Source organism: Hymenobacter miniatus (assembly GCF_016427455.1).
GTDB lineage: Bacteria > Bacteroidota > Bacteroidia > Cytophagales > Hymenobacteraceae > Hymenobacter > Hymenobacter armeniacus.
In genome coordinates this window covers 16,406-37,644 of record NZ_JAELXR010000005.1, presented here as the reverse complement: position 1 = coordinate 37,644, position 21,239 = coordinate 16,406, and the positions used below count along the sequence as shown (strand labels likewise).

Annotated in this window: 20 protein-coding genes; 11 read left to right on the top strand and 9 right to left on the bottom strand. The window is 61.6% G+C overall.

Features of this window, described 5'->3' with window-relative positions; translation table 11 throughout:
• Positions 1-225 precede the first annotated feature (225 nt).
• Positions 226-2,532, bottom strand: coding sequence for an efflux RND transporter permease subunit (locus JAO73_RS09115; RefSeq protein ID WP_198976765.1), 2,307 nt, complete (start codon positions 2,530-2,532; stop codon positions 226-228).
• Between the two features lie 306 nt (positions 2,533-2,838).
• Between JAO73_RS09115 and JAO73_RS09110 the strand changes: the two genes are divergently transcribed.
• Both JAO73_RS09110 and JAO73_RS09105 read left to right on the top strand, forming a co-directional pair.
• Positions 2,839-3,291 (top strand): ankyrin repeat domain-containing protein, encoded by a 453-nt coding sequence (locus JAO73_RS09110; RefSeq protein WP_198976764.1) that lies wholly within the window; start codon positions 2,839-2,841, stop codon positions 3,289-3,291.
• Between the two features lie 88 nt (positions 3,292-3,379).
• Positions 3,380-3,619 (top strand): hypothetical protein, encoded by a 240-nt coding sequence (locus JAO73_RS09105; RefSeq protein ID WP_198976763.1) that lies wholly within the window; start codon positions 3,380-3,382, stop codon positions 3,617-3,619.
• Between the two features lie 74 nt (positions 3,620-3,693).
• On the opposite strand, the gene JAO73_RS09100 is transcribed toward JAO73_RS09105, so the two are convergent.
• Positions 3,694-4,209 (bottom strand): hypothetical protein, encoded by a 516-nt coding sequence (locus JAO73_RS09100; RefSeq protein ID WP_198976762.1) that lies wholly within the window; start codon positions 4,207-4,209, stop codon positions 3,694-3,696.
• Between the two features lie 182 nt (positions 4,210-4,391).
• On the opposite strand from JAO73_RS09100, the gene JAO73_RS09095 reads away from it, so the two are divergent.
• Both JAO73_RS09095 and JAO73_RS09090 read left to right on the top strand, forming a co-directional pair.
• Positions 4,392-5,186, top strand: coding sequence for a thymidylate synthase (locus JAO73_RS09095; protein ID WP_198976761.1), 795 nt, complete (start codon positions 4,392-4,394; stop codon positions 5,184-5,186).
• Positions 5,187-5,246: 60 nt separating this feature from the next.
• Positions 5,247-5,861, top strand: coding sequence for an energy transducer TonB (locus JAO73_RS09090; protein ID WP_198976760.1), 615 nt, complete (start codon positions 5,247-5,249; stop codon positions 5,859-5,861).
• Between the two features lie 61 nt (positions 5,862-5,922).
• On the opposite strand, the gene JAO73_RS09085 is transcribed toward JAO73_RS09090, so the two are convergent.
• Genes JAO73_RS09085 through JAO73_RS09065 form a run of 5 tightly spaced genes read right to left on the bottom strand, consistent with a single transcriptional unit; the run spans position 5,923 to position 10,129 of the window.
• Positions 5,923-6,747, bottom strand: a complete 825-nt coding sequence (locus JAO73_RS09085; RefSeq protein WP_198976759.1) for an aminotransferase class IV — start codon at positions 6,745-6,747, stop codon at positions 5,923-5,925.
• A gap of 9 nt (positions 6,748-6,756) precedes the next feature.
• Positions 6,757-7,659 carry a hypothetical protein gene (locus tag JAO73_RS09080; RefSeq protein WP_198976758.1) on the bottom strand — a complete coding sequence of 301 codons (903 nt, stop codon included), beginning with the start codon at positions 7,657-7,659 and terminating at the stop codon, positions 6,757-6,759.
• Complete coding sequence (locus tag JAO73_RS09075) at positions 7,656-8,585, bottom strand: hypothetical protein (protein ID WP_198976757.1); 930 nt, start codon at positions 8,583-8,585, stop codon at positions 7,656-7,658. The genes JAO73_RS09080 and JAO73_RS09075 overlap by 4 nt, the downstream gene beginning before the upstream one ends.
• A gap of 27 nt (positions 8,586-8,612) precedes the next feature.
• Positions 8,613-9,752 (bottom strand): DNA-processing protein DprA, encoded by a 1,140-nt coding sequence (gene dprA / locus JAO73_RS09070; RefSeq protein WP_198976756.1) that lies wholly within the window; start codon positions 9,750-9,752, stop codon positions 8,613-8,615.
• Positions 9,752-10,129, bottom strand: a complete 378-nt coding sequence (locus JAO73_RS09065) for a MerR family transcriptional regulator (protein ID WP_190922488.1) — start codon at positions 10,127-10,129, stop codon at positions 9,752-9,754. Before JAO73_RS09065 ends, dprA begins: the two co-directional genes overlap by 1 nt.
• Positions 10,130-10,258: 129 nt before the next feature.
• On the opposite strand from JAO73_RS09065, the gene alaS reads away from it, so the two are divergent.
• The 7 genes from alaS (at position 10,259) to JAO73_RS09030 (ending at position 19,778) form a co-directional block, all read left to right on the top strand.
• Positions 10,259-12,946, top strand: a complete 2,688-nt coding sequence (gene alaS / locus JAO73_RS09060) for an alanine--tRNA ligase (RefSeq protein WP_198976755.1) — start codon at positions 10,259-10,261, stop codon at positions 12,944-12,946.
• A 265-nt stretch (positions 12,947-13,211) separates the two neighbouring features.
• Positions 13,212-13,868 carry a TonB family protein gene (locus tag JAO73_RS09055; RefSeq protein ID WP_198976754.1) on the top strand — a complete coding sequence of 219 codons (657 nt, stop codon included), beginning with the start codon at positions 13,212-13,214 and terminating at the stop codon, positions 13,866-13,868.
• Positions 13,869-13,921: 53 nt separating this feature from the next.
• Complete coding sequence (locus JAO73_RS09050; RefSeq protein ID WP_198976753.1) at positions 13,922-14,731, top strand: energy transducer TonB; 810 nt, start codon at positions 13,922-13,924, stop codon at positions 14,729-14,731.
• Positions 14,732-14,829: 98 nt separating this feature from the next.
• Positions 14,830-15,801 (top strand): LIC11966 family surface protein, encoded by a 972-nt coding sequence (locus tag JAO73_RS09045; protein ID WP_198976752.1) that lies wholly within the window; start codon positions 14,830-14,832, stop codon positions 15,799-15,801.
• Positions 15,802-15,990: 189 nt separating this feature from the next.
• Positions 15,991-16,905, top strand: a complete 915-nt coding sequence (locus tag JAO73_RS23355; protein ID WP_198976751.1) for an energy transducer TonB — start codon at positions 15,991-15,993, stop codon at positions 16,903-16,905.
• 121 nt (positions 16,906-17,026) lie between these two features.
• Positions 17,027-18,484, top strand: coding sequence for an Asp-tRNA(Asn)/Glu-tRNA(Gln) amidotransferase subunit GatB (gene gatB / locus JAO73_RS09035; protein WP_198976750.1), 1,458 nt, complete (start codon positions 17,027-17,029; stop codon positions 18,482-18,484).
• A 160-nt stretch (positions 18,485-18,644) separates the two neighbouring features.
• Positions 18,645-19,778 carry a TlpA disulfide reductase family protein gene (locus JAO73_RS09030; protein WP_198976749.1) on the top strand — a complete coding sequence of 378 codons (1,134 nt, stop codon included), beginning with the start codon at positions 18,645-18,647 and terminating at the stop codon, positions 19,776-19,778.
• Positions 19,779-19,857: 79 nt separating this feature from the next.
• Here JAO73_RS09030 and JAO73_RS09025 read toward each other — a convergent pair whose 3' ends face one another.
• Together JAO73_RS09025 and JAO73_RS09020 are read right to left on the bottom strand one after the other, a co-directional pair.
• On the bottom strand, positions 19,858-20,562 hold the full coding sequence (locus JAO73_RS09025; RefSeq protein WP_198976748.1) for a hypothetical protein: 705 nt from the start codon (positions 20,560-20,562) through the stop codon (positions 19,858-19,860).
• 48 nt (positions 20,563-20,610) lie between these two features.
• A complete protein-coding gene (locus JAO73_RS09020) occupies positions 20,611-21,129 on the bottom strand; it encodes an acyl-CoA thioesterase (RefSeq protein ID WP_198976747.1) in 519 nt (172 codons plus the stop codon).
• Positions 21,130-21,239 lie beyond the last annotated feature (110 nt).

The window sequence follows — 21,239 nt, the reverse complement described above, 5'->3', positions numbered from 1 at the left end:
GTAATTCAAAGTTACGGTTCTTTTTGATATTTCAGCGACGGGGGTGTGGCTTTGGCTAAGTGTGAATGGGTGTAGAGACGCGTATTCGCGCCTCGGCAACAGAACTATGAGGCTTGAATTGGTGAGCAAAAGGTCCAAACACCAGCGTTGCTCACAATTCCTCCTTGCGGCGCGGACGGTGAGACGCAAAATATTGCGTCTCTACATGCCCCCTTCGAACCGCTTTTAGCGGCTGCCAACGGCCACATCCTCTGTTGAAATCGCCTGGTCCTTCGGCCGCTTGTAGAAATACAGAATCAGGAGCGGGAGCAGGGTCAACTCGGCCACCACACCGAACAGCAGCGTGAGGCCAATGAGCAGCCCTACGTAAAAAGTGCCGTCGAACTTGGAAAACAGCAGCGTGCTGAAGCCGCCCACCAGTATCAGCGACGTGGTGATGACAGCCTTCCCGGCCAGCAGGTAGGTGCGCCGCACGGCCTTGAAGATGTCCGGCTCCTTGCCCAGCGTGAGGCGCAACTTGCTGATGAAGTGAATGGTGTCGTCGACGGCAATGCCGAAGGCAATGGTGAAAATGATGCTGGTGCTCACTTTCATGTTGACGCCGGCCAGGCCCATCACGCCGGCCACGATGATGATGGGCAGCAGGTTGGGAATGAGCACCACCACCGTCATGCGCAGCGAGCGGAACAAAAACAGCACGATGAGCGTGACCATCAATACGTCGATGGCCATGCCCTGAATCATGTTCAGGGTCAGGTTTTCGTTGTTTTTGTCGATGAGGTTAGACGAGCCCGTGAGGCGGGTGCGCAGCACCGTGCTGTCGACGGTGGCGCGCAGGTGCCGGCGTAGCGCGTCGTTCAGGGCATCGGCCCGGATGCTGCCCACGTCGGACATGCGCCCGGTGAGGCGGCCGGCCGAGCCATCGGGCAGGGCCAGGGCGCTGAACTCAGGCTTTTTGCGAAACTGCCGTAGCTTGCCGCGCAGCAGCTGCAGCTCCAGGGTATCGGCGGGCAGGCGGTAGGCCTCCAAGCCGCCGCCGTTGAGGGCCTTGCGCACCGATTTTACCAGCGTGACCGGCGAGGCGGCGAAACGCAGGCCGTAGGTTTCTTTCAGGTAGGCTTCGATGCGCTCGGTTTGCCGCAGCACGGCGAGGTCGTAGATGTCGCGGCCGGGCGCCGGTTTCAGCTCCAGCTCGAAAGGTCGCACGCCGGCAAACTGCCGGTCGAAAAAGGCGAAATCCTGCCGCACGGGGTCACTTTTCGACAGGTCATCGAGCAGGGAGGAGTTGATGCGCACCCGCGTGCTCAGCCCAATGGCCGCGGCTAGCACCAATCCGCTGAGGGTGAAAATGAGCCGCCGGCGCAGCAGCACCGTGCGAAACAGGCGTCCCAGCACGCCGTCCCAGCTGTGGCCCTGGCGGCGCGGCTCGCGCAGCTGGGGCCGGCCCAGCAGCACCAGCATGGCCGGCAGCAGCGTGAAGCTGAGCACAAACGCCAAGATGACGGCAATGCCCGTGAACAGCCCGAAATTGTGAATGGGCTTGATGGTGCTGGTCATCAGCGTAAAAAAGCCCAGGCTGGTGGTGAGCGCCGACAGCCCCGACCCAAAGCCCGACTCTTTGATGGTGACGCGCAGGGCGTCCTTCTTGCTGGCGCCGTAGCCCAGCTCGCTCACGTAGCGGCTGATGATGTGGATGGTGTCGCTCATGCCCACCACAAAGAGCATGAGCGGCAGCAGGGCCGTCATCAAATCGATGGTGACGCCGCTGGCGGCCATGATGCCCAGGCCCCACAAAATGGCCCCCAGCACCACCACCAGCGGCAGCACCACGCCCCACCACGTGCGAAACGTGAGCCACAGCAGCCCCGTGACCAGCAACACCGACAAGGACATAAACACCACCAGCTCCCATTTCAGCCTGTCCACAAACACCGATTGCGCCACGATGCGGCCTGCAAAGTGCACCCGTTCTTCGGGCAGGTGCAGCCGGGCCATGCCCGCGCGCAGGGCCGCAAAAAGCGAGTCGCCGGGCGGTTTTTCGAGGTCGGGCGTGAGCTGTAGCACCAGCGTCACGGCCCGGGCATCGGGGCTGAACACGTTGCCTACCAAGCCGGGCGTGCGGTAAATGAGGGTAGAATCGTCGGCCCGGCGGGCAGGCTTGTCGGGGTGCAGGTAGGGCAGGTTGAACACGCCCAGGCCCTCCACCACGGTATTGGCCAGGGTGGTGGGGGAGGTGACGCTGCGCACCGAAGACTGGCGCCGGGCCAGCTGGGTGAGGGAGTCGACCTGCCGCAAAAAGCCCGGGTCGAACACGGTGCGGCCGGGGGGCGCTTCCAGGCCCAGCAGCAGGTAGTCGTTGTCGTTGCCGAAGCGCTGGGTGTAGCCTTGGTAGTAGTCCAGGTCAGGGTCGCCGGCGGGGTAGAAGTCGTTGAAATTGTAGTTGAAGCGCAGCTGGGCGACGAAAAACCCGCTCAACACGGTGAGCAGGCCCAGCACGAGCAGGGTGAGGTGGGCGAGGCGGCGAAGGGGCATGGAGGGACGCGCGCAGGCGCGCGGGCCTGCATGTTTCAAATCAGCAACGCCGCCGCGGCTCTCGGAGCGGTTCCGGGGCCGTGGGGTGGCGTAGCTATCAGCAACGCCCCGATTTCCGCAATTGTTTCGGCGGGCCGGCTGTTTCGGGCGGGGTGGCGCACCTGTCCGGGCAGGCAGCCAGCCGGGCCATATTACTTTTTTAACAAGGACTTATAATTATAGCAGCAGAAGGTTTTTGTGCGTGAAAGCGGCGCGGCGGGGGCGCATCTTTGTGGTTGACTTTCCCACTCAGGATTAATGTATGCTATGAAAAGAGGGTTATTCCTTGCTGCTGCTTTCTACTGCCTCCTGGCCTCGGCCCACGCCCAAACGCCTGCCCGCGACCTCACCAAAGCCATTCTAAAAAACAACCCGGCCGCCGCCGAAACGCTGCTCAGCGCTGGGGCCAACCCCAACGCCGCCATCGAAGTAGTGCCCGGCTTCCCCACCACCTACCTCATCACGGCGGCTTCCAACAACAGCCTCGACCTGGTAAAGCTGCTGCTCAAGCACAAGGCCCAGGTAAACCAGGCCGACGCTTTCAAGGCCACCGCGCTGATGGCGGCCGCCGGCAAAGGCAACAAGGCCATGGTGGAGCTGCTGCTGGCCAGCGGCGCCGATGTGCGTGCCAAAGACGACGACGGCAAAGACGCCCTGACAATGGCACGGGAAAGCGGCAACGCCGAAGTGGTGGCCCTGCTGGAGCAAAAGCTGAAATAGCCGGCTGCAAGTAGCGCCGCGCCGGCGTATATTAGGGCCTGAAACCACCGCGTTTTGCTTCCCTCACCCCTTCAATTCAATGTTATCCATGAAGAAGTCCCTGCTCGCCCTCGCCCTGTTTGCTTTCGCCGGTTCCACTGCTTTCGCGCACGACGGCCACGACAAAGACGGCAAAAAAGGCAAGAAAGCCGCCTGCACCACCGAAATGAAAGCCAGCTGCAGCAAAGACATGAAAGGCAGCATGGCCGGGGGCCACTCGTGCTGCATGAAAGGCGGCAAAACCGCTGCCGCGAAAACCGAAGCCAAAACGACGGTTGCCGTTAAATAGCCTTCGCCCGCAGCCCAGACCGCTGCGAACGAAACCAAAAGCCGCTTCGGAAACGAAGCGGCTTTTTTTATGGGCTATGGCCTTTCTTTCAAGAGTTGCTTGGCCGCAAGTAGCGCGTTGGGCAGCAATGCGTTTGCGGCAACAATTTGTGTAAGTTCTTCAGTTGATTTTCGCGCAAATTTTTCTTTAAACTCCTCAATTTCTTCTTCCTGTACCTTGGCAACTTTTTCCTCCGAGGGCTGAAGTAGGGCCAGGAGTTTAGCATTTATCCTATTTGAATAAAGTAGATACGTAACAATTCCTACCGCCACCAAAATAGGGCTTAATCCAATTTGGAGCGGCCCTAGTGTCAACCCTACTTTGATTTCGCTGATGGTGAAATTTATCAGTCCTACTACCCCCAGCAAGAAAGTGAGCGCGAAGAAGTATTTGAAGTAACGCCTGGCCAGAAAGTAAGAGGCCAGGGTGGCAGTAACGGCTGCGAAGGCGCCGTAGTGTCTAAAGTTGAGTACATAATCGGCCGGCGCGCCGTCGTCGGTAGTAGTACCTTTCAACCAAAGTAGGATGGTGCTGAGGCTGCAAATGGCCATTAGTAAGACCGGAATGAGCGGGCGGTAGCGGGTACATTAGTAATGAAAGTAATTCTACTGTGGGTTCGAAAATAACCGATAACGGGTGATGCATTCATTGCAGGCATTGAGGACAACTCTCCACGAGCCCCTAAATTTGAGCGACAAGTCCAACTTTTTGAACTCTGGTTGCTTCTCTCCTTATGCGCCAATACCAAGCCCTGCTCCGCCAAATCCTCGACACCGGCACCGTGAAAACCGACCGCACCGGCACCGGCACCGTGTCCATTTTCGGCCCGCAGATGCGGTTCAATCTGGCCGAAGGCTTCCCGCTGGTGACGACCAAGAAGGTGCACCTGAAGAGCATCATCCACGAGCTATTGTGGTTCCTCCAGGGCGACACCAACATTGCCTACCTCAAGGAGCACGGCGTGAAAATCTGGGACGAGTGGGCCGATGCCAACGGCGACCTCGGCCCCGTGTACGGCCACCAGTGGCGCTCCTGGCCCGACGGCCGCGGCGGCCACATCGACCAGATTGCGCAGATTATCCACCAGCTTCGCACGCAGCCCGACTCCCGCCGCATCCTCGTCTCGGCCTGGAACGTGGCCGAGCTGCCCGACATGAAGCTGCAGCCCTGCCACGCCCTCTTCCAGTTTTACGTGGCCGACGGCAAGCTTTCCTGCCAGCTCTATCAGCGCTCGGCCGACGTGTTTCTGGGCGTGCCCTTCAACATTGCCAGCTACGCGCTGCTCACGCTCATGGTAGCGCAGGTGGTGGGCCTGCAGCCCGGCGAATTCATCTGGACGGGCGGCGACACGCATTTGTACTCCAACCACCTGGAGCAAGCCCGCCTGCAGTTGGAACGCGAGCCGCGGCCGCTGGCACACATGCGCATCAACCCCGAAGTGAAGGACATTTTCGGCTTCCGCTACGAGGACTTTGAGCTGGTGAATTATGACCCTTGGCCGGCCATAAAGGCGCCGGTGGCCGTATAGTGCCACGGGCTCGCGCTACCCAAAGGCTCGGCGGCCAAGCCTCGATATTGCGAATAGTAGATGAAGCGCTGGGTTTCTGGTCTTATGGTGTTAGCGATGGTCATGGGCCTGGCCCGAGCGGCCAGCGCGCAAAAGAGTGGCCGCGCGTTGCCCCGGGCCAACACGGCCCTGCGCACGCAGGCTGTGCCGGTACCGGCGGGCTCGCTGCCTTTGCTGCCCCGCTTCTGGCACCTGGCCGATTCAGCTGAACGGACGGACGCGGCGGAGATTTTCCAGCAGTATCTCCAGCAGTTTATACAGTATCCCGTCCTGGCCCTCAAGGCGGGGGTGGGTGGGGTCATTTACGCCATGCTCACGGTGCTGCCCGATGGACGCGTGAGCAGTATTTCCGTTACGCGACGCGCCTTGACCTCGGGCGCGCCACCCATCAAAGCCGTGCGGGCGCTCGATGCGGAACTGCTACGGGTGGCTTGGCAGCTGCGGTTTAAGCCCATGCTCGTGCGCCCCGATAGCACGGCTAGCACAGCTGCTGTCGATGTGACCGACGTGCCGGAGCGCCGTGACAATGCAAACGAGACGGAAAGCGACGAAAGCATCGACGTAACGGAAGCTCCGGCCACCGTTATGATTCCGGCAGATACCGTTACCATTCATTTTCAGTTTGCGCCGCATTAAGGCAGGAAGCGTGGGAGCCGTGCATCTCCTCATTGGCCCACCCATGAGGTTCCACTGCCGCCTATGCGTCTGTGATGGGGCTTTCCTTACAGGGGGGCATCGGTAAAAAAGCTAGCATAGGCGGAGCAAAACTTGCTTGGCCAACGGTCAGCACCGCTCGCACCGAGGCCACATTTGCCGTAAAAACGGCTTCCGCGGCCAACAGCTCGGTGTGTTTAAATAGACCTTCGCGGCATTCTACACCCGCCGCCCGCGCGGCTCGCAGCACTTGCGCCCGGCGCACGCCTGCCACGCAGCCCGTTTCGAGCGCGGGAGTAAACAGCACCCCGTTTTTCAGCCAGAAAATGGCCGCTGCGCCCGCCTCGGCCACATGCCCGGCGGCATCGCACAGAATGATTTCGTCGAGCCCGCGCTGCTGCCGCTCGTGGGCGGCGCGCACGTAGAGCCACGCCTGCGGGCCTTTGCAAAAACTCAGCGGAGAAGGAATGGAATGGGATTCCAGCGCAAAATCAGCTTTGTCGATGGGCGTTTCGTCGGGCACGAAAACTTCGGCAGTGGCCAGCCATTCGGCCGCGCCGGTGGGCGGGGTGTAGCGGCCGCCGCCGGCGCGCCACAGCTGCAGGCGCAGGCGGGCGGCGGGCAGCTGGTTGGCTTGCGCCAGGCCGGCCAGGGTCGTTTCCAAGGCTTCGGGCGAGGCCAGCGGTTTGGGCAGCGTGAAGTAGAGCGCGGTGGCGGCTTGCCGCATGCGCGCGTGGTGGTCGGCCGCGAGGCGCAGGCACCCGTCAGTAAAAATCAGGGTTTCGAAAAAACCGTCGCCGAAGGCCAAACCGCGGTTGGGCAGGGGCAAGGTGGCAGTGGACAGCAATTCGTTATTCAGCAGCAGCATGTGCCAAAGCTAGCGCCGGGCCACGCTATAGGGGACGCGCACTTGAAACGTCGTGTCGCGGCCGTTGGCCTTAAAGCGAATGGTGCCGGTCCAGGCCGCAAGCCCGGGCGTTGTCGGTGCTCGAAACCGCACCTGTCCCACACTGCCGGGGCCCACGGGAACGGATTGGCCGTTGCAAAACATTCGTAGGGGCACGTAGCGCATGTCCAGAACATTTCCCAATAACAGCTGCGCCCGGTAGGTTTGGCCGGGCGCGACCACGCCGGACTCGGCAGAATAAAGCGCCACCAGGTAGGCACGTCGCTTGGGCGCGCCCACTTTTGGAGCCAGGTATTGCAGTGTTCTAAGCTCTGCTCCCCGCGCCTCACTCTCCAGCTGCGTAAGGCTGGCCAATGCGGCTACCAATGAGCCTCCATCCAGCTGCGGCTCTGGGAGGCTGGCTTTTTCGGCGGGGTTTAGGGCCCTGAGGGCCGTGCGGTACTCGGCCAGCTGTTGTCGCAGGCCCAGCTGGATTGTCGCAAGGTTTGCTACTTTTTCGGCGTCAAAAGCTTGACCCAATACGGGCAGGGTGTAGGTAGAGGCGGTGTTGCGGCTGGTGGCGCGGCGCAGGTCGTCAGCAAGCAGCCGCAGGGTGTGAGTCAGCGAGTCGGCGCGGCTGTCCAGGTGCCGCGCCGCCGCCAGGATGACAGCCTCCTTCGGCTGGTTCTGATTTTTAATTACCTCCGCCTCAATACCTTTCAAGTTGTTTTCCGTCCGGTGGCTGGCATCCTCGTTGTCGGCCGACAGAAGCTGGTGGAGCTGATGCAGCTGCGCATTAAGTTCCGACTGGGCACGGCGCTGCTCGCAGAAAGCATACAGGAATGCGCCCGCAGCAACTCCCATCAGCAGCAGCCAAAGTGAAGTGCGCTTCATTGGGTAGGCTGTTTGACCACGAGATAAGGGGCATCGACCTGAAAAGCGGTATCACCCAAGGCCGATTTTACCAAGACGGTGCCGTGCCACCGGGCCCGCACGGTGTCGGGCTGGCCGGGCCTTGGCAGTGGCACGTTGATTTCGACGGCTCCCCAGCCATTGGGGTGTACCTCAATTTCTTTCCCCTCCACGCGCATTACCGGACGCAGGCTGGACGCTGCCATGGTCAAGAATAGCTGCGCTTCGTAGGTGGCTCCGGGCGCTGCGGTATTCGAGGCGGCCACTGCCATGGCGCCTATTTTATCGAAACCACAATGAGTGCCAACCTTCTGGGCCTGCTGGTTGAGCGCGTCGGTGGCCAGGCGGCGCACCTGCGCTTCAAGCCGCGTGAGGCTGGCCAGGGCGGCAGCCAACGGTACGCGAGGCGGGTAAAGCCAAGTGGTGCCATCGGGACCTGTTAGGGTGAAGGCCGGCGCTCCGGGCAGGCAAGGCCGTATGAACGCGGTGTAGCGGTCGAGGTGCCTGGCCAGCCGTTGCGGCGTGATGGCGGAATTCAGCCCGCTAACTGCATCAGGATGGCGCAGGGCCCCCGTTGGGTCTTCGTGCGCAGCGGCCCGTAGCGCTTGTTGAAAGAGGTGCAGCGTATCGACCAAGGACTTGGTACGAACCAAAAGCTGCTGGCTTTGCGTCAACACCGCCACGTCCCGGGCTTGGCTTTGGTTTTGGGCTACGGCCACCCGAATGCCGTACACGGTGTTCGCCATTGCCTGCGCCCCCTGCTGGTTGTTGGCCGCTAATCGGACTTCCAGGGCTGCAATTTTTTCCAGGGCCATTGCCTGCTGCGCCTGCCCCCGAAACAACATTGCCCCCACCGTTCCGACCGCAACAACAAGGCAAGATGCAAGTAACAGAGAGCCTTTGTTCATGCTAATGGGAAAATGCCGCCGGTTTCTCTACACCAACGCAAACTTCTTCCCCGGCATTGCCCGCACCACGCCCCGAAACTCCAGCCCCAGCAGCAGCGAGGCCACGGCGTAGATGGCAATTTGCGCCTGCCAGGCAATGTCGTCCATGTGCAGCTCGCGGCCGGGCGCGGCGGCTAGCACCGTGATAATGGCGAATTCCTCCGGCGTAAAATCGTCGGCCGAATAGGAGGGCACCGCCTTAAACTTGCCCGACTGGTGCAGGGCCGCGTCCCAGTTCAGGAGCTGCTCCAGGTCCAGCGGCTCGGTGTACAAGGCCGCCTTATTGCTTTTGATGAGCGCGTTGCAACCAGCCGAAGCCTCGGAGCCCAGATTGCCGGGCACGGCCAACACGTCGCGGTCGTAGCTCAGGGCCAGCTCGGCGGTGATGAGCGCGCCGCCTTTTATGGCCGCTTCCACCACCACCGTGCCGTCGCTCAGCCCGGCGATGATGCGGTTGCGGGCCGGGAAATTGTAGCGGTCGGGCGGCGTGCCGAAGGGGAATTCGGTGAGCAGGCCGCCTTGCTCGCGCATTTTCTCGGCCGTCTTCTGGTGGGTGTGCGGATAGATGCGGTCCAGGCCCGTGGCCATCACGCCCACGGTTTCGAGCCCTTCCTGCAAGGCGGCGCGGTGCGCGATGATGTCGATGCCGTAGGCCAGGCCGCTCACTACCAGGGGCCGGTGCGGCACCAATCCTTTCACGATGCGCTCGGTTTGCTCGCGGCCGTAATCGGTGTTTTTGCGGGTGCCCACCAGGGCCACGGCTTTCGGCGCGTTCAAGTCGGCCGTCCCTTTGTAGTAAAGAATCACGGGCGCGTCGGGAATCAGCTTGAGGCGGCTGGGAAAGCGCTTGCTGGTGTAAAACAAGATTTCGACGCCGTCTTTTTCGGCTTTTTTCAGGTCGGCCTCCGCCTTGTGGAAAGCTTTCTCGCGCTCGGGGCCGGTCAGGGCTTTCACCGTGGCCTCGCCCACGCCGGGAATGCGTCGGAGCTTACCGGGCGGCATCATGAGCACGTTTTTGGCCGAGCCGCCGTAGCTCATCAATTGGCGCGTGAGCTGCGGGCCAATGCCGGGCAGCAGCGTGAGGGCCAGCTCGTGGAAGAGGGTGTCGTCGGGGGAAGAATGCAGCATTAGGCCTCAGGCGTGGGGTCTGGGTCGGCTTTGCCGGCGGCTTCAACTTCCTTTTTCAAGCTTACCAGAAACGCGCGCACTTTCTCCAAGCTCTGCACCACGTCAATCTTCTCCTTGAGCTGCGGGCCCTTCTGCTTGAGCATGTCGCGGGCGCCGGGAATGGTGTAGCCGCGCTCCTTTACTAAGTGATAGATGGTGCGAAACACCTCGATGTCCTGCGGGGTGTAGAGGCGGTTGCCCTTCTTGCTGCGGCGCGGGCGCAGCTCGTCAAACTCCGTTTCCCAGAAGCGCACCAGCGACTCGGCCACTTTGAATTGGGCGGCCACCTCGCCGATGGTGAAGTACTGTTTCTCGATGCTGCGCTCCTTATACGGCATATGGCTACCTTTGCAAATACTCCGAAAAGTAGCCTAAAATTCGCAGCCATGCGCAGTTGCGGGCCGATTGGGCGGAGATAATCCAACGGTATCTTCTCATTCGTCAACGTCCGGTTGGCGCCTAGCTTCATGTCACTCCCCACCGCGTCCGCTGTTCGCCAGCAGTTTCTTGATTTCTTCGCCAGCAAAGGCCACCACATCGTCCCCTCGGCCCCGATTGTGGTGAAAGACGACCCCACGCTGCTGTTCATCAACAGCGGCATGGCCCCGTTCAAAGACTATTTCCTGGGCAACAAGCCTGCGCCCTACAAGCGCATCGCCGACACCCAGAAGTGCCTGCGCGTGAGCGGCAAGCACAACGACCTGGAGGAGGTAGGCTACGACACCTACCATCACACCATGTTTGAGATGCTGGGCAACTGGTCGTTTGGCGACTACTTCAAGAAGGACGCCATTGCCTGGGCCTGGGAACTGCTGACGGAGGTGTACAAGCTGGAAAAAGACCGGCTCTACGTCACCTATTTCGAGGGCGACCAGGCCGACGGCACCGCCGCCGATACCGAAACCCAGAACCTGTGGCGCCAATACACCACCGATGACCGGATTTTGCCGGGCAACAAGAAGGACAACTTCTGGGAAATGGGCGACACCGGCCCCTGCGGCCCGTGCACCGAAATCCACATCGACCTGCGCTCCGAGGAGGAGCGGGCCGCCAAGCCCGGCCGCGAGCTGGTGAACGCCGACCACCCGCAGGTGGTGGAAATCTGGAACAACGTGTTCATGGAATTCCAGCGCCTGGCCGACAAGTCCCTCATCAAGCTGCCCGAGCAGAGCGTGGACACCGGCATGGGCTTCGAGCGCCTAATGATGGCCGTGTCGGGCGTGAAGTCGAACTACGACACCGACGTATTTCAGCCGCTTATTCAGTTCATTGCCAAGGAAGTAGGCCTGGAATACCACGGCACCGCGCCCGCCACGGTGAACGACCAGCCGGCCACCGAAAACGAGAAAACGGACATCGCCATCCGCGTCATCGCCGACCACATCCGCACCATCGCCTTCACCATTGCCGACGGCCAGCTGCCGAGCAACGTGAAGGCCGGCTACGTCATCCGCCGCATTCTGCGTCGGGCCGTGCGCTACGCGTTTTCGAGCCTGAACCAGAAGCAGCCTTTCCTCTACAAGCTGGTGCCCGTGCTGGCCGACCAGATGAAAGGGATTTTCCCGGAATTGCACCAGCAGGTGCCCTTCGTGCAGCGCGTGATTGAGGAAGAGGAAATTTCCTTCCTGAAAACGCTGGAAACCGGCTTGCGCCGCCTTGATGCCCTGGAAGAAAGCGCCCGCGCCAACGGCGGCGTCATCGACGGCAAAACCGCGTTTGAGCTGAGCGACACCTTCGGCTTTCCGCTCGACCTCACCGCTCTCATTGCCCGCGAAAAGGGCCTGACCGTGGACGAGAACGGCTTTAAAAAGGAGCTGGAGCAGCAGAAGAACCGCAGCCGCAACGCCCAGGAAACCGAGCAGAGCGACTGGGTGACCGTGACCGAAACCGACGCCCCCAATGTGTTTGTGGGCTACGACCAGGACGAGGCTACGGCCCGCCTGCTGCGTTACCGCAAAATCGACAAAAAGGGCAAAACCGAGTACCAGCTCGTGTTCGACCAGACCCCGTTTTACGCCGAAAGCGGCGGCCAGATTGGCGACACCGGCTACCTGGAATCGACGCTGAGCAAGGTGCGCGTGTTTGACACGAAGAAGGAAAACGACCTCATCATCCACACCACGCTGGATTTGCCGCAGGATTTGGAAGCTGAATTCCTGGCACAGCCCGACGTGGTGCGCCGCAACCTGATTCGCAACAACCACACGGCCACCCACCTGCTGCAGGCTGCCCTGCGCAACGTGCTGGGTAGCCACGTGCAGCAGAAAGGCTCGCTGGTGAACGAGAAGCTGCTGCGCTTCGACTTTTCGCACTTCACCAAAGTGACCGACGAGCAGCTGCGCGAGATTGAAACCATCGTGAATGAGCGCATCCGCCAGCAGATTCCGCTTGATGAGCGCCGCAACGTGCCCATTGCCGAGGCCAAAAACCTGGGCGCCATGGCCTTGTTCGGCGAGAAGTACGGCGACTTCGTGCGCGTCATCACCTTCGACAAGGACTACTCGGTGGAGCTGTGCGGCGGCCTGCACGTGCAGAACACCGGCAGCATCGGCTACTTCAAAATCACGGCGGAAAGCGCCGTGGGCGCCGGCGTGCGCCGCATCGAGGCCGTGACGGCCGGCGCGGCCGAAGCCTACGTGGACGCGCAGCTCGACCTGCTGGCCCAGGTGCGCGAAAAGCTCGGCAACCCCCAGCATCTGCTCACCGCCTTGGAAAAGCAAGGCGATGAAATGGCCAGCCTGCGCAAGCAGCTGGACCAGCTCACGCAGCAGCAACTGGCTGCCCAGCGCCGGACGCTCCTCACCCAAATCAAGCAGTTGCCCAACGGGCTACATTTCCTGGCTGCTGCCGTGCACGCCGGCTCTGCCGATTCGTTGAAAACGCTGGCTTTCGAGGTGCGGCAGGCCGCGCCCGCGCCGCTGGCGGTAGTGCTGGGGGCAAGCATCGACGGCAAGCCGCAGCTGGCCGTCATTTTGGACGATGAAACTGCCAAAGCGGGCACGCTCAACGCCAGCACGCTGGTGCGCGAGCTGGCCAAGGAAATCCAAGGCGGCGGCGGCGGGCAGCCGTTCTTCGCCACGGCGGGCGGCAAGAACGCGGAAGGGCTCAAAGCCGCCATTGCCAAGGCCGAAGAGGCGGTGAGTAAAGCCCTGTAAGCAGCCAGGAAATCGAATTGGTCGGCCGGTTTGGCGATGGAGCAAGGCGTATGCTTTAGCTTCGCCAAACCGGCCGCTTCGTGTGCAGGCCATAGCGGTTTATCCATTTATTCTACCTACTCCGGCAATGCGCGCTACTCTACCCGGGCTACTGATTCCCGTTTTCCTGGCTTGTGTTTCTCCAGCTGTGGCCCAAACGGCGGCCCCCGCAGCGGCAGTTGTCCCGCCTATCCACACGGTTTATTTCGACGCCCTGGGCCGGCCCATGAACACCGCAGAAGGAGCCGACCACCGCGAAGACATGATTTACCAAGACAGCGTGGGCGGCTCCGTGCGGGTCTATTATCCGTCGGGGAAGTTGCGGCGGGTGGTGCCCTACCTGCATTTTGCCTACGGCATCAAGTACGGTTCCGAAACGAGCTTTTATGAAACGGGCGAGCTCAAAAGCCGCTGCGAGTATAAAGTTGACGGCCCCGTGGGCTACTACCAACAGTTTTATCGCAACGGCAAGGTCCGTTTCCGCACGCCCGTGGGCAGCGACTTGCCCAAAGACGCCCAAAGTGAAGGGTTCGGGCCAGACGGTTTGCCCTTTACCGCCGCTTATAATAAGGAGCATTCCAAAATGCCGGCCATGCGTGGGGGCGGGGGCAACGTCGCCATTGTGCAGGCCGTGCAGCAAGCCGTGCGTTATCCAAAAGAAGCGCTGTATCCACACGAAATCACGGGGAAAGTCCTCGTTAGCTTCATGGTCGACGATTGCGGCTTCGTCCGCAACGTGCGCATTGGCAAAACTCCCTCGCCGGTTTTTAATGCCACGGTGCTGTCGGCGGTGGCGTCCCTTGGCCGGCTGACACCCGGCGAGCACGACGGCGAAACGGTGGACGTTTTCTTCACCGTGCCCATCACGTTTGCCATTCGGTAAGCCTGTTGCTGCGTAATTCTTCCGCTACTTTACGGGAAATCTACCCGTCTCAAATGCATTCTCGATTGTTGCTGGCCGCCAGCATGGCCTGCGTGGCCGCCGTGGCCCACGCCCAGGCCTCGCCACCTGTTCAAACCCCAACGCCGCCCGCCGAAACCAAATATTTCGACGCCGACCATCACCAAATTCCCACGGAAGTAGGGGCCGTGGAGAAACGCGTTACTACGTTTCGGGACACCGTTGGCGGGACCGTGCGCGCGTATTACCTGCCGTCGGGCAAGCTCAAGCTATTTGCGCCTTACGCCGACCTGCGCCATGCATTGCGCCACGGCACGGCCAGCGAGTATTTCGAAAACGGCCAGCTACGCTTTCAGGCCACCTACAAGGCGGGCAAAGTGGTGGGCGATTTGGTGACGTACTACGCCGACGGGACGCTGAAACGCCGCGACCACCACGCGCCCGACCAGCCGACTTCCGGCGAATGCTTCGGGCCCGACGGCAAGCCGGTCCCGTACTACCCTTACGAGCAGATGCCGGTGTATTCCGTGGCGCCCGGCGACCAATCGGCCGTGACGCGGGACGTGCAGCTCAACACCCGCTACCCGGCCGTGGCCCTGCGGCAGGGCGTCTACGGCATTGTGAAAGTGAAATTTGTAGTCGGTAAAGACGGGCAGGTGAAGAACATCGCGCCGGTGGAGCCGGCCAAAGATGCGGTGCCACCCAAGTTGGCCACTGGCTACCGGGCCTTGCAAGATGCCGCCGTGAGTGCTGTGCAGCAGCTCAAGTCGTTCGCACCGGGCCGGCAGGACGGCGAGCCGGTTTCGGTGTCGTTCACGGTGCCGGTCACATTCCGCATCAAATAGGAAAAACGGCAAAAAAGTAGGGGCGAGGGGTTGGAGAACTGCCGGCAAGTGGCAACTTTGTTTTAGTCCAATTCCCACAACTTTAACTCATTTTGCTTATGCACTTTTTTACCCAACTCGCAGTTGGCTGTGTTTTCTCGGCTTTAGCGCTGCCCGCCGCGGCCCAAACCTTTGCGGACCCGGCCAGCTACAACAATGCCATCGTGAACGAGCAGGTCGACTTGCTCAAGAAAAACCTGCGCTACATCAGCAAGGCCGCCCACAGCGAAAACGACCGCAAGATTGAGAACCGCCGCCTCGAAGTGGTGGAGCAAAACAAGGTGGCCGTGGCCAACGTGCAGCGCATGCCCGCCGCCTACAAAGGCAACACCGAGCTGCGCACCAGCGCCCTCAACGCCTTCAAGACCATGCTGGAGGTGTACTCGGCCGACTACAAGCAGGTGAACGCGCTGGCCGCCACCCGCACCGAAAGCTTCGAGGCCATGCAGCGCTATTTCGACGCCCAGGAAGTGGCCGAGAAGAAGCTGGCCGTGGTGGACGACAGCGTGAACGCCGCCCAGAAGCGCTTCGCCAAGCAATTTGGCATGAGCATCGAGAGCAGCAAAGAGTCGGCGAAGCTGGCCGAGTACACCCGCCAGGTGTCGGCCGTGAACAAGTACCAGCACCAGGTTTTTCTGCCGTATTTCCGGGTGCAGAAAGCCAGCGCCAAGCTCACCGACGCCCTCAACTCGCAGGATGCCGCCGCCTTCGAGGCCGCTCGCGTGACCCTGGCCGCCGAAGCCGAGAAATCGGCCGCGGAACTGTCGGCGGTGCCGGCGTTTCGGGGCAAGGACGTGGCCTACCGCAACGCGGCCCGCGACTTGGCCAACCTGTACGTGGTAATGTGCGCCAAGCAGTTTGTGCAGATTGCGGAGCTGTTGAAAAACAAAGACCACCTCACGAAAGTCGATGCTCAAACCATCAACAACAACATCAACGCCTACAACACGCAAAACCAGAAGTTCAACGAAGCCTACAACAAGACGTCTGCGGCTTTTATGGACACCTACGTGCCGGTGATGAACGACTAAGCCGCCACCGGAAGCCACAGCCCGAGAAGCCAGCCGTTGCCATGCAGCGTCTGGCTTTTTTGGGTGACAAAAATAGTGTGGCAGGCACCTCGATTTCGACGGCTTTCGTACCTTACAGGGACACACCGAAGCCCGCGCCGAACCGGCGCGAACGCAGGCCGGTAAATTGCTGCTCAAATCTGAACTTCTGTGAAAACCACTTCCATTTGGTGGGGCTGTTTGCTGGGGCTGCTGCCGCTGGCCGGGCACGCCCAGGTGGCAGAAGGCGCGCCCGAAGCAGTGCCCGCGCCCGAACCACCGGTAGCGCTGGTGCCCGCACCGCCCCCTGCGCCGCCTCAGCCGCCGGCTGAGTTCTACTCCGCCGACTTTACGCCCAGTACTGCCGCCGATTCGCTGGCGTATTGTGCCGAAACCACGTTTCGCGACAGCGTGAGCGGCGTGACCCGGGTGTATTATCCCTCGGGCCGGCTGATGCAGTACCTGCCGTATGCCGACGTGAACCGCCGCGTGCTGTACGGCACGCTCACCACCTGGTACGAAGACGGCTCGATGAAAACCAAGGAAGACTACGTGCGGGGCGTGCGGCACGGCGAGCTGCTCACCTATTACCCCAACGGCGCCCCCAAGCGGCGCGACCAGTACGTGAACGGCAAGTGCGGCGTGGGCTCGTGCTATGCCCCCAACGGCACGCTGGTGCCCTATTTTGCCTACGAGCAACTGCCGCTGTACCCCGGCGGGGGCGAGCAGCTGGTGAAGGAACTCAGCAAAGCCATCAAGCTCAACAAGGAGGAAACAGCCGCGATGTACCGCCTCAACCAGCGCGTGATGTGGTACCAGGGCAATTTCCGGCGCGAGGTGAAGGTTGAGCTGGCCGTGGCCCCCAACGGCCGCGTGACCGATGCCCGCGTGGTGCAGGGCACCGATGAATTTCTGAAAACCGCTGCTCTGCGGGCGGTGCCGCAGCTCAAGCGCCAGTTTTTGCCCGGCCGGCGCGACGGCCAGCCCACCGCCAGCCTGCTCACCGTGCCCATCTACTACGATGTGATGATGAACCGGCAATCGCCCTTTCCCCAGCGCGGCTACCCAATGTACCGCACCCGATAACCGGCCGGGCTCATCGGAATTGGGCGAACAGGGGAGCTGCCCGCGCCGGCGGTGGTGCCCGGCGTTGCCGCAGCCGTTACCTTTAAGGCCTGATAGCCTTTAGTACCCCGCTTTTTTAGATATGGACGAAGCCACCCTTGCCAAGTACCAACCCGTTATCGGTCTCGAAGTACACGCTCAGTTGCTCACGCACAGCAAGATGTACTCGTCGGACGAAAATGAGTACGGCGTTGCGCCCAACACCAATTTGTCGGTCATCACCCTTGGCCACCCCGGCACTTTGCCCAAGGTAAACCGCACGGCCGTGGAATTTGCCATGAAAATGGGCCTGGCCACCAACTGCCAGATTCGGCGCGACAACCTGTTTGCCCGCAAAAATTATTTTTACCCCGACCTGCCCAAGGGCTACCAGATTACGCAGGACAAAACGCCCATTTGCTACGATGGCCACGTCGACATTCGCCTGACCGACGGCAGCACCAAGTCCATCGGCATCACCCGCATCCACATGGAGGAAGACGCGGGCAAGAGCATGCACTTGGCCGGCGAAACCGAAACCCTGGTCGACCTGAACCGCGCCGGTGTGCCCCTCATCGAGATAGTGAGCGAGCCCGACATTCGGACCGGCGAGGAAGCCTACGCGTATTTGATGGAAATCAAGAAGCTGGTGGAGTACCTTGGCATTTGCGACGGCAACATGGAAGAGGGCTCGCTGCGCTGCGACGCCAACATTTCGGTGATGCTGAAAGGCGCCGAGAAGTTCGGCATGAAGGTGGAGGTGAAGAACATGAACTCCTTCCGCAACGTGCAGCGCGCCATTGCCTACGAGGTCGAGCGCCAGATTTCCATCATCGAAGCCGGCGAGGAAGTGGACAGCGAAACCCGCGGCTTCGACGCCGCCAGCGGCACCACCAACGGCCAGCGCAGCAAGGAAACCCTCAACGACTACCGCTATTTCCCCGAGCCCGACCTGCCGCCGCTGGTGATTTCGGACGAGTGGCTGCACCGCGTGGCCGCCGAGCTGCCGGCCCTGCCGCAGCAGCTCTACTCGCGCTTTACCGGCGAGCTGGGCCTGAGCGACTACGACGCCTCGGTGCTCATCGACCAGAAAGACGTGGCTCTGTATTTTGACGAGCTGGCTCGCCTCACGCCCAACGCCAAAGCGGCCGCCAACTGGGTGATGGGCCCGGTGAAGAGCTACCTCAACGAGCGCGCCCTCACCATGGCCGACTTTCCGCTAGATGCGGCCCAGCTGGCCGGCATCATCGAGCTGATTGACGCCGGCAAGCTGAACTACTCGGTTGCCAGCAAGCAGCTGTTTCCGCACCTGCTGGAGCACCCCACCGCCAACGCCACCGGCGCCGCCGAAAGCCTCGGCCTGCTCCAGCAAGCCGACAGCGGCGAGCTGGAAGGCCTCGTGGCGCAAGTGCTGGCCGCCAACCCGGCCAAGGTGGCCGAGTACCGCGCCGGCAAGAAGTCGCTTACGGGCATGTTCATGGGCGAGCTCATGAAGCTGACCGGCGGCAAAGCCGACCCCAAGCTGGCCAACCAGCTACTGCGCACCGCCCTGGAAGGATAAGTAACTTCGATTATATAACGGCAGGCAATAAACATTTTCCGGCAGCTGTTATTGAACGTCAACCCCGAAGAGGTTCGTTAGGAAGTTGCTGGTTACTCATGCGCCGCCGCCGAACCCATTGCCCACTGTCAATTGCCTTTTGCTCCAAATGCGCCATCCTATGATTAAATCTGTTTTCCTTGCCGCCACCGTGCTGGGCATGGCCAACGCCTGCCAGAACGCGCAGGCCGCCGACGGCTACGAGGTGTCGGGCCAGCTCAAAAACGCCCCCGCCGGCACGGTGCTGCATTTGTCGGAGCTCACCTCCAACCAGTTTGTGGAGAAAGGCCAGGCCAAAACCGACGCTTCGGGCAATTTCACCCTGAAAGGCACGGCCCTCACGCCCGGCATTTTCCAACTCAAGCTCGACGATGCCAACCAGGTGCTGCTGCTGCTTGACAACAAAACGCACGTGCAGCTGAGCGGCGACGCCACCAGCCTGCCCATGTCCTACACCGTGAAGGGCAGCAAGGACGCCGAGCTGCTGCGCCAGCTCACGCAGGTGATGCAGGGCAGCCGCGGCGAGATGGAAAGCCTGGGCCAGCGCTACAACGCTGCCGGCCAGGCCGGCAAAACCAACGAGATGAAAGCCATTGAAGGGCAGTACATGACGCTGCAGGCTCGAAATTCGGCGAAAATCAAAGGCCTCATCCGGCGCAATGCCGGTTCCGTGGCCAGCGGGTTCGCGGTGGGCGCCTTCCTCAATCCGGAAGAAGAATTTGCGTTTGCCGACTCCGTGGCCGGCGTGCAGCGCAAGGCCAACCCGTCGTCGCCGTTCACGAAGGAGCTCACGGCCCGCCTGGAGCCGCTGCGCGCCACCGCCCCCGGCACCCAGGCCCCGGAAATCAACCTGCCCACGCCCCAGGGCAACAAGCTGGCCCTGAGCAGCCTGCGCGGCAAGTACGTGCTGATTGACTTCTGGGCCAGCTGGTGCGGCCCTTGCCGCCAGGAAAACCCCAACGTGGTGAAGGCCTACAACCAGTTCAAAGACAAAGGCTTCACCATCTATTCGGTGTCGCTCGACCAGGACAAGGCCAAATGGGAGAAAGCCATTGCCGCCGACGGCCTGACCTGGAACCACGTTTCGGACCTGGCCGGCTGGAACAGCGTGGCGGGCGCCGCCTACGGCGTGAAAGCCATTCCGCAGTCCTTCCTGATTGACCCGCAGGGTAAAATCATCGCCAAAAACCTGCGCGGCGAAGCCCTGGCCGCCAAGCTGGCCGAGGTGCTGAAAGTGAAGGCCAACGTAAACTAAGGCCCCGGCTCAACAGCGACGCCATCGGGCCAACAGACCCTAATAAAAAAGCCTCTCCTTTGCTGGAGAGGCTTTTTTATTAGGCAAACATGCGCTGCAAGCCCGGCCAAAGCCGTTTTTTCAGGCTCACGTCGTACTCCACCAAATCGACGGTGGCCGACGCTAAGTAAGCCAGGTTGAGACTGGGAAAGAGCACGGGCTCGTAAATCTGGGTGTTGCGAATGGTGGTGTCGAGCAGGTTTTTGCCGAAGGCGATGATGTGCGTGGCGGCCAGCTCGCGGCGCAGGTTGGCCAGCGCCACCGGCAGGTCTGATTCCACGTTCACCAGCACCACGTCGGCCATCACCATGTTCAGCGCCTGCAGCATCTTGTTGAGGAACACGTTGCGGTGCAGCTTCACAAATTGCTCTTGCGGCAGGCGGAACAGCAGCACCACGCCCTGCGCGTTGTCGCCCAGCGTGGTGAATGGCGTGAGCATAACGGGCGGCACGTTGGCGGGCGCGAGCGGTGCGGCCACGGGCGCTGGTTCGGGCAGGGCCGCACCGGCCAGGCGGCCGGCCAGCTGCACCTGGCTGGCCGTGGGAATGGACTTGGGCAGGCCGGGGCGGGCCGCCGGCTTGTCCAGCGGGTTGGTTGGCTCGGGCCGGCTGGGCGGGGAGGACGCGGCGTTGACGGGCGCGGCCACCGGGGCCACCGGGGGCGTGGGTGCCGCCGCTTCGGCGGGCACGTAGAGCGTCACGTCGGTGTAGAAATTTTGCAGGAAAGCCAGCTTTTCGGCAGACATGGCAAACGGGCTAAGTGAGGCAGCGAAAATACGCTTCGGCGTCAGTTTTTATTCGAGCGCAAACAAGGCTTTCAGCTCTTTGGCTTCGGCGGGCTGCATGCGGCCGGCCAGCACCAGGCGCAGCTGGCGGCGGCGCAGGGCGCCGTCGTAGAGGCGGATTTCCTCTTCGGTTTCGGGCACGGCTTCGGGCACGTCGATGGGCCGGCCGGTCTGGTCCACGGCCACGAAGGTGAAGAAGGCCTCGTTGGTTTTCATCTTGGTGCCGCTGGGAATGTCTTCGGCCCATACGTCGATGTGCACTTCCATGCTGGAGCTGAAGGCGCGCGTGACCTGGGCCTGCAGCGTCACGACGTTGCCGAGGCGGATGCTGTCGCGAAACGACACGTTGTCGACCGATGCCGTGACCACAATGCGGTTGGAATGCTTCTGGGCCGAGATGGCGGCGGCGATGTCCATGAGGTGCATCATGCGGCCGCCCATGAGGTTGTTGAGGGTGTTAGTGTCGTTGGGCAGCACGAGCTCGGTCATGATGACGAAGGAGTTGGCGACGGGTTTTTGCTTGCGCATAAGGGGCAACGGAACGGTTGAAAAGCAGCAACACCGCCAACCGGTGGGCAGCGGCCGCGCAAAGGTACGGCCACCCAAGCGGAGGGCAGCCCACCAAAAAGCCCCGCCGT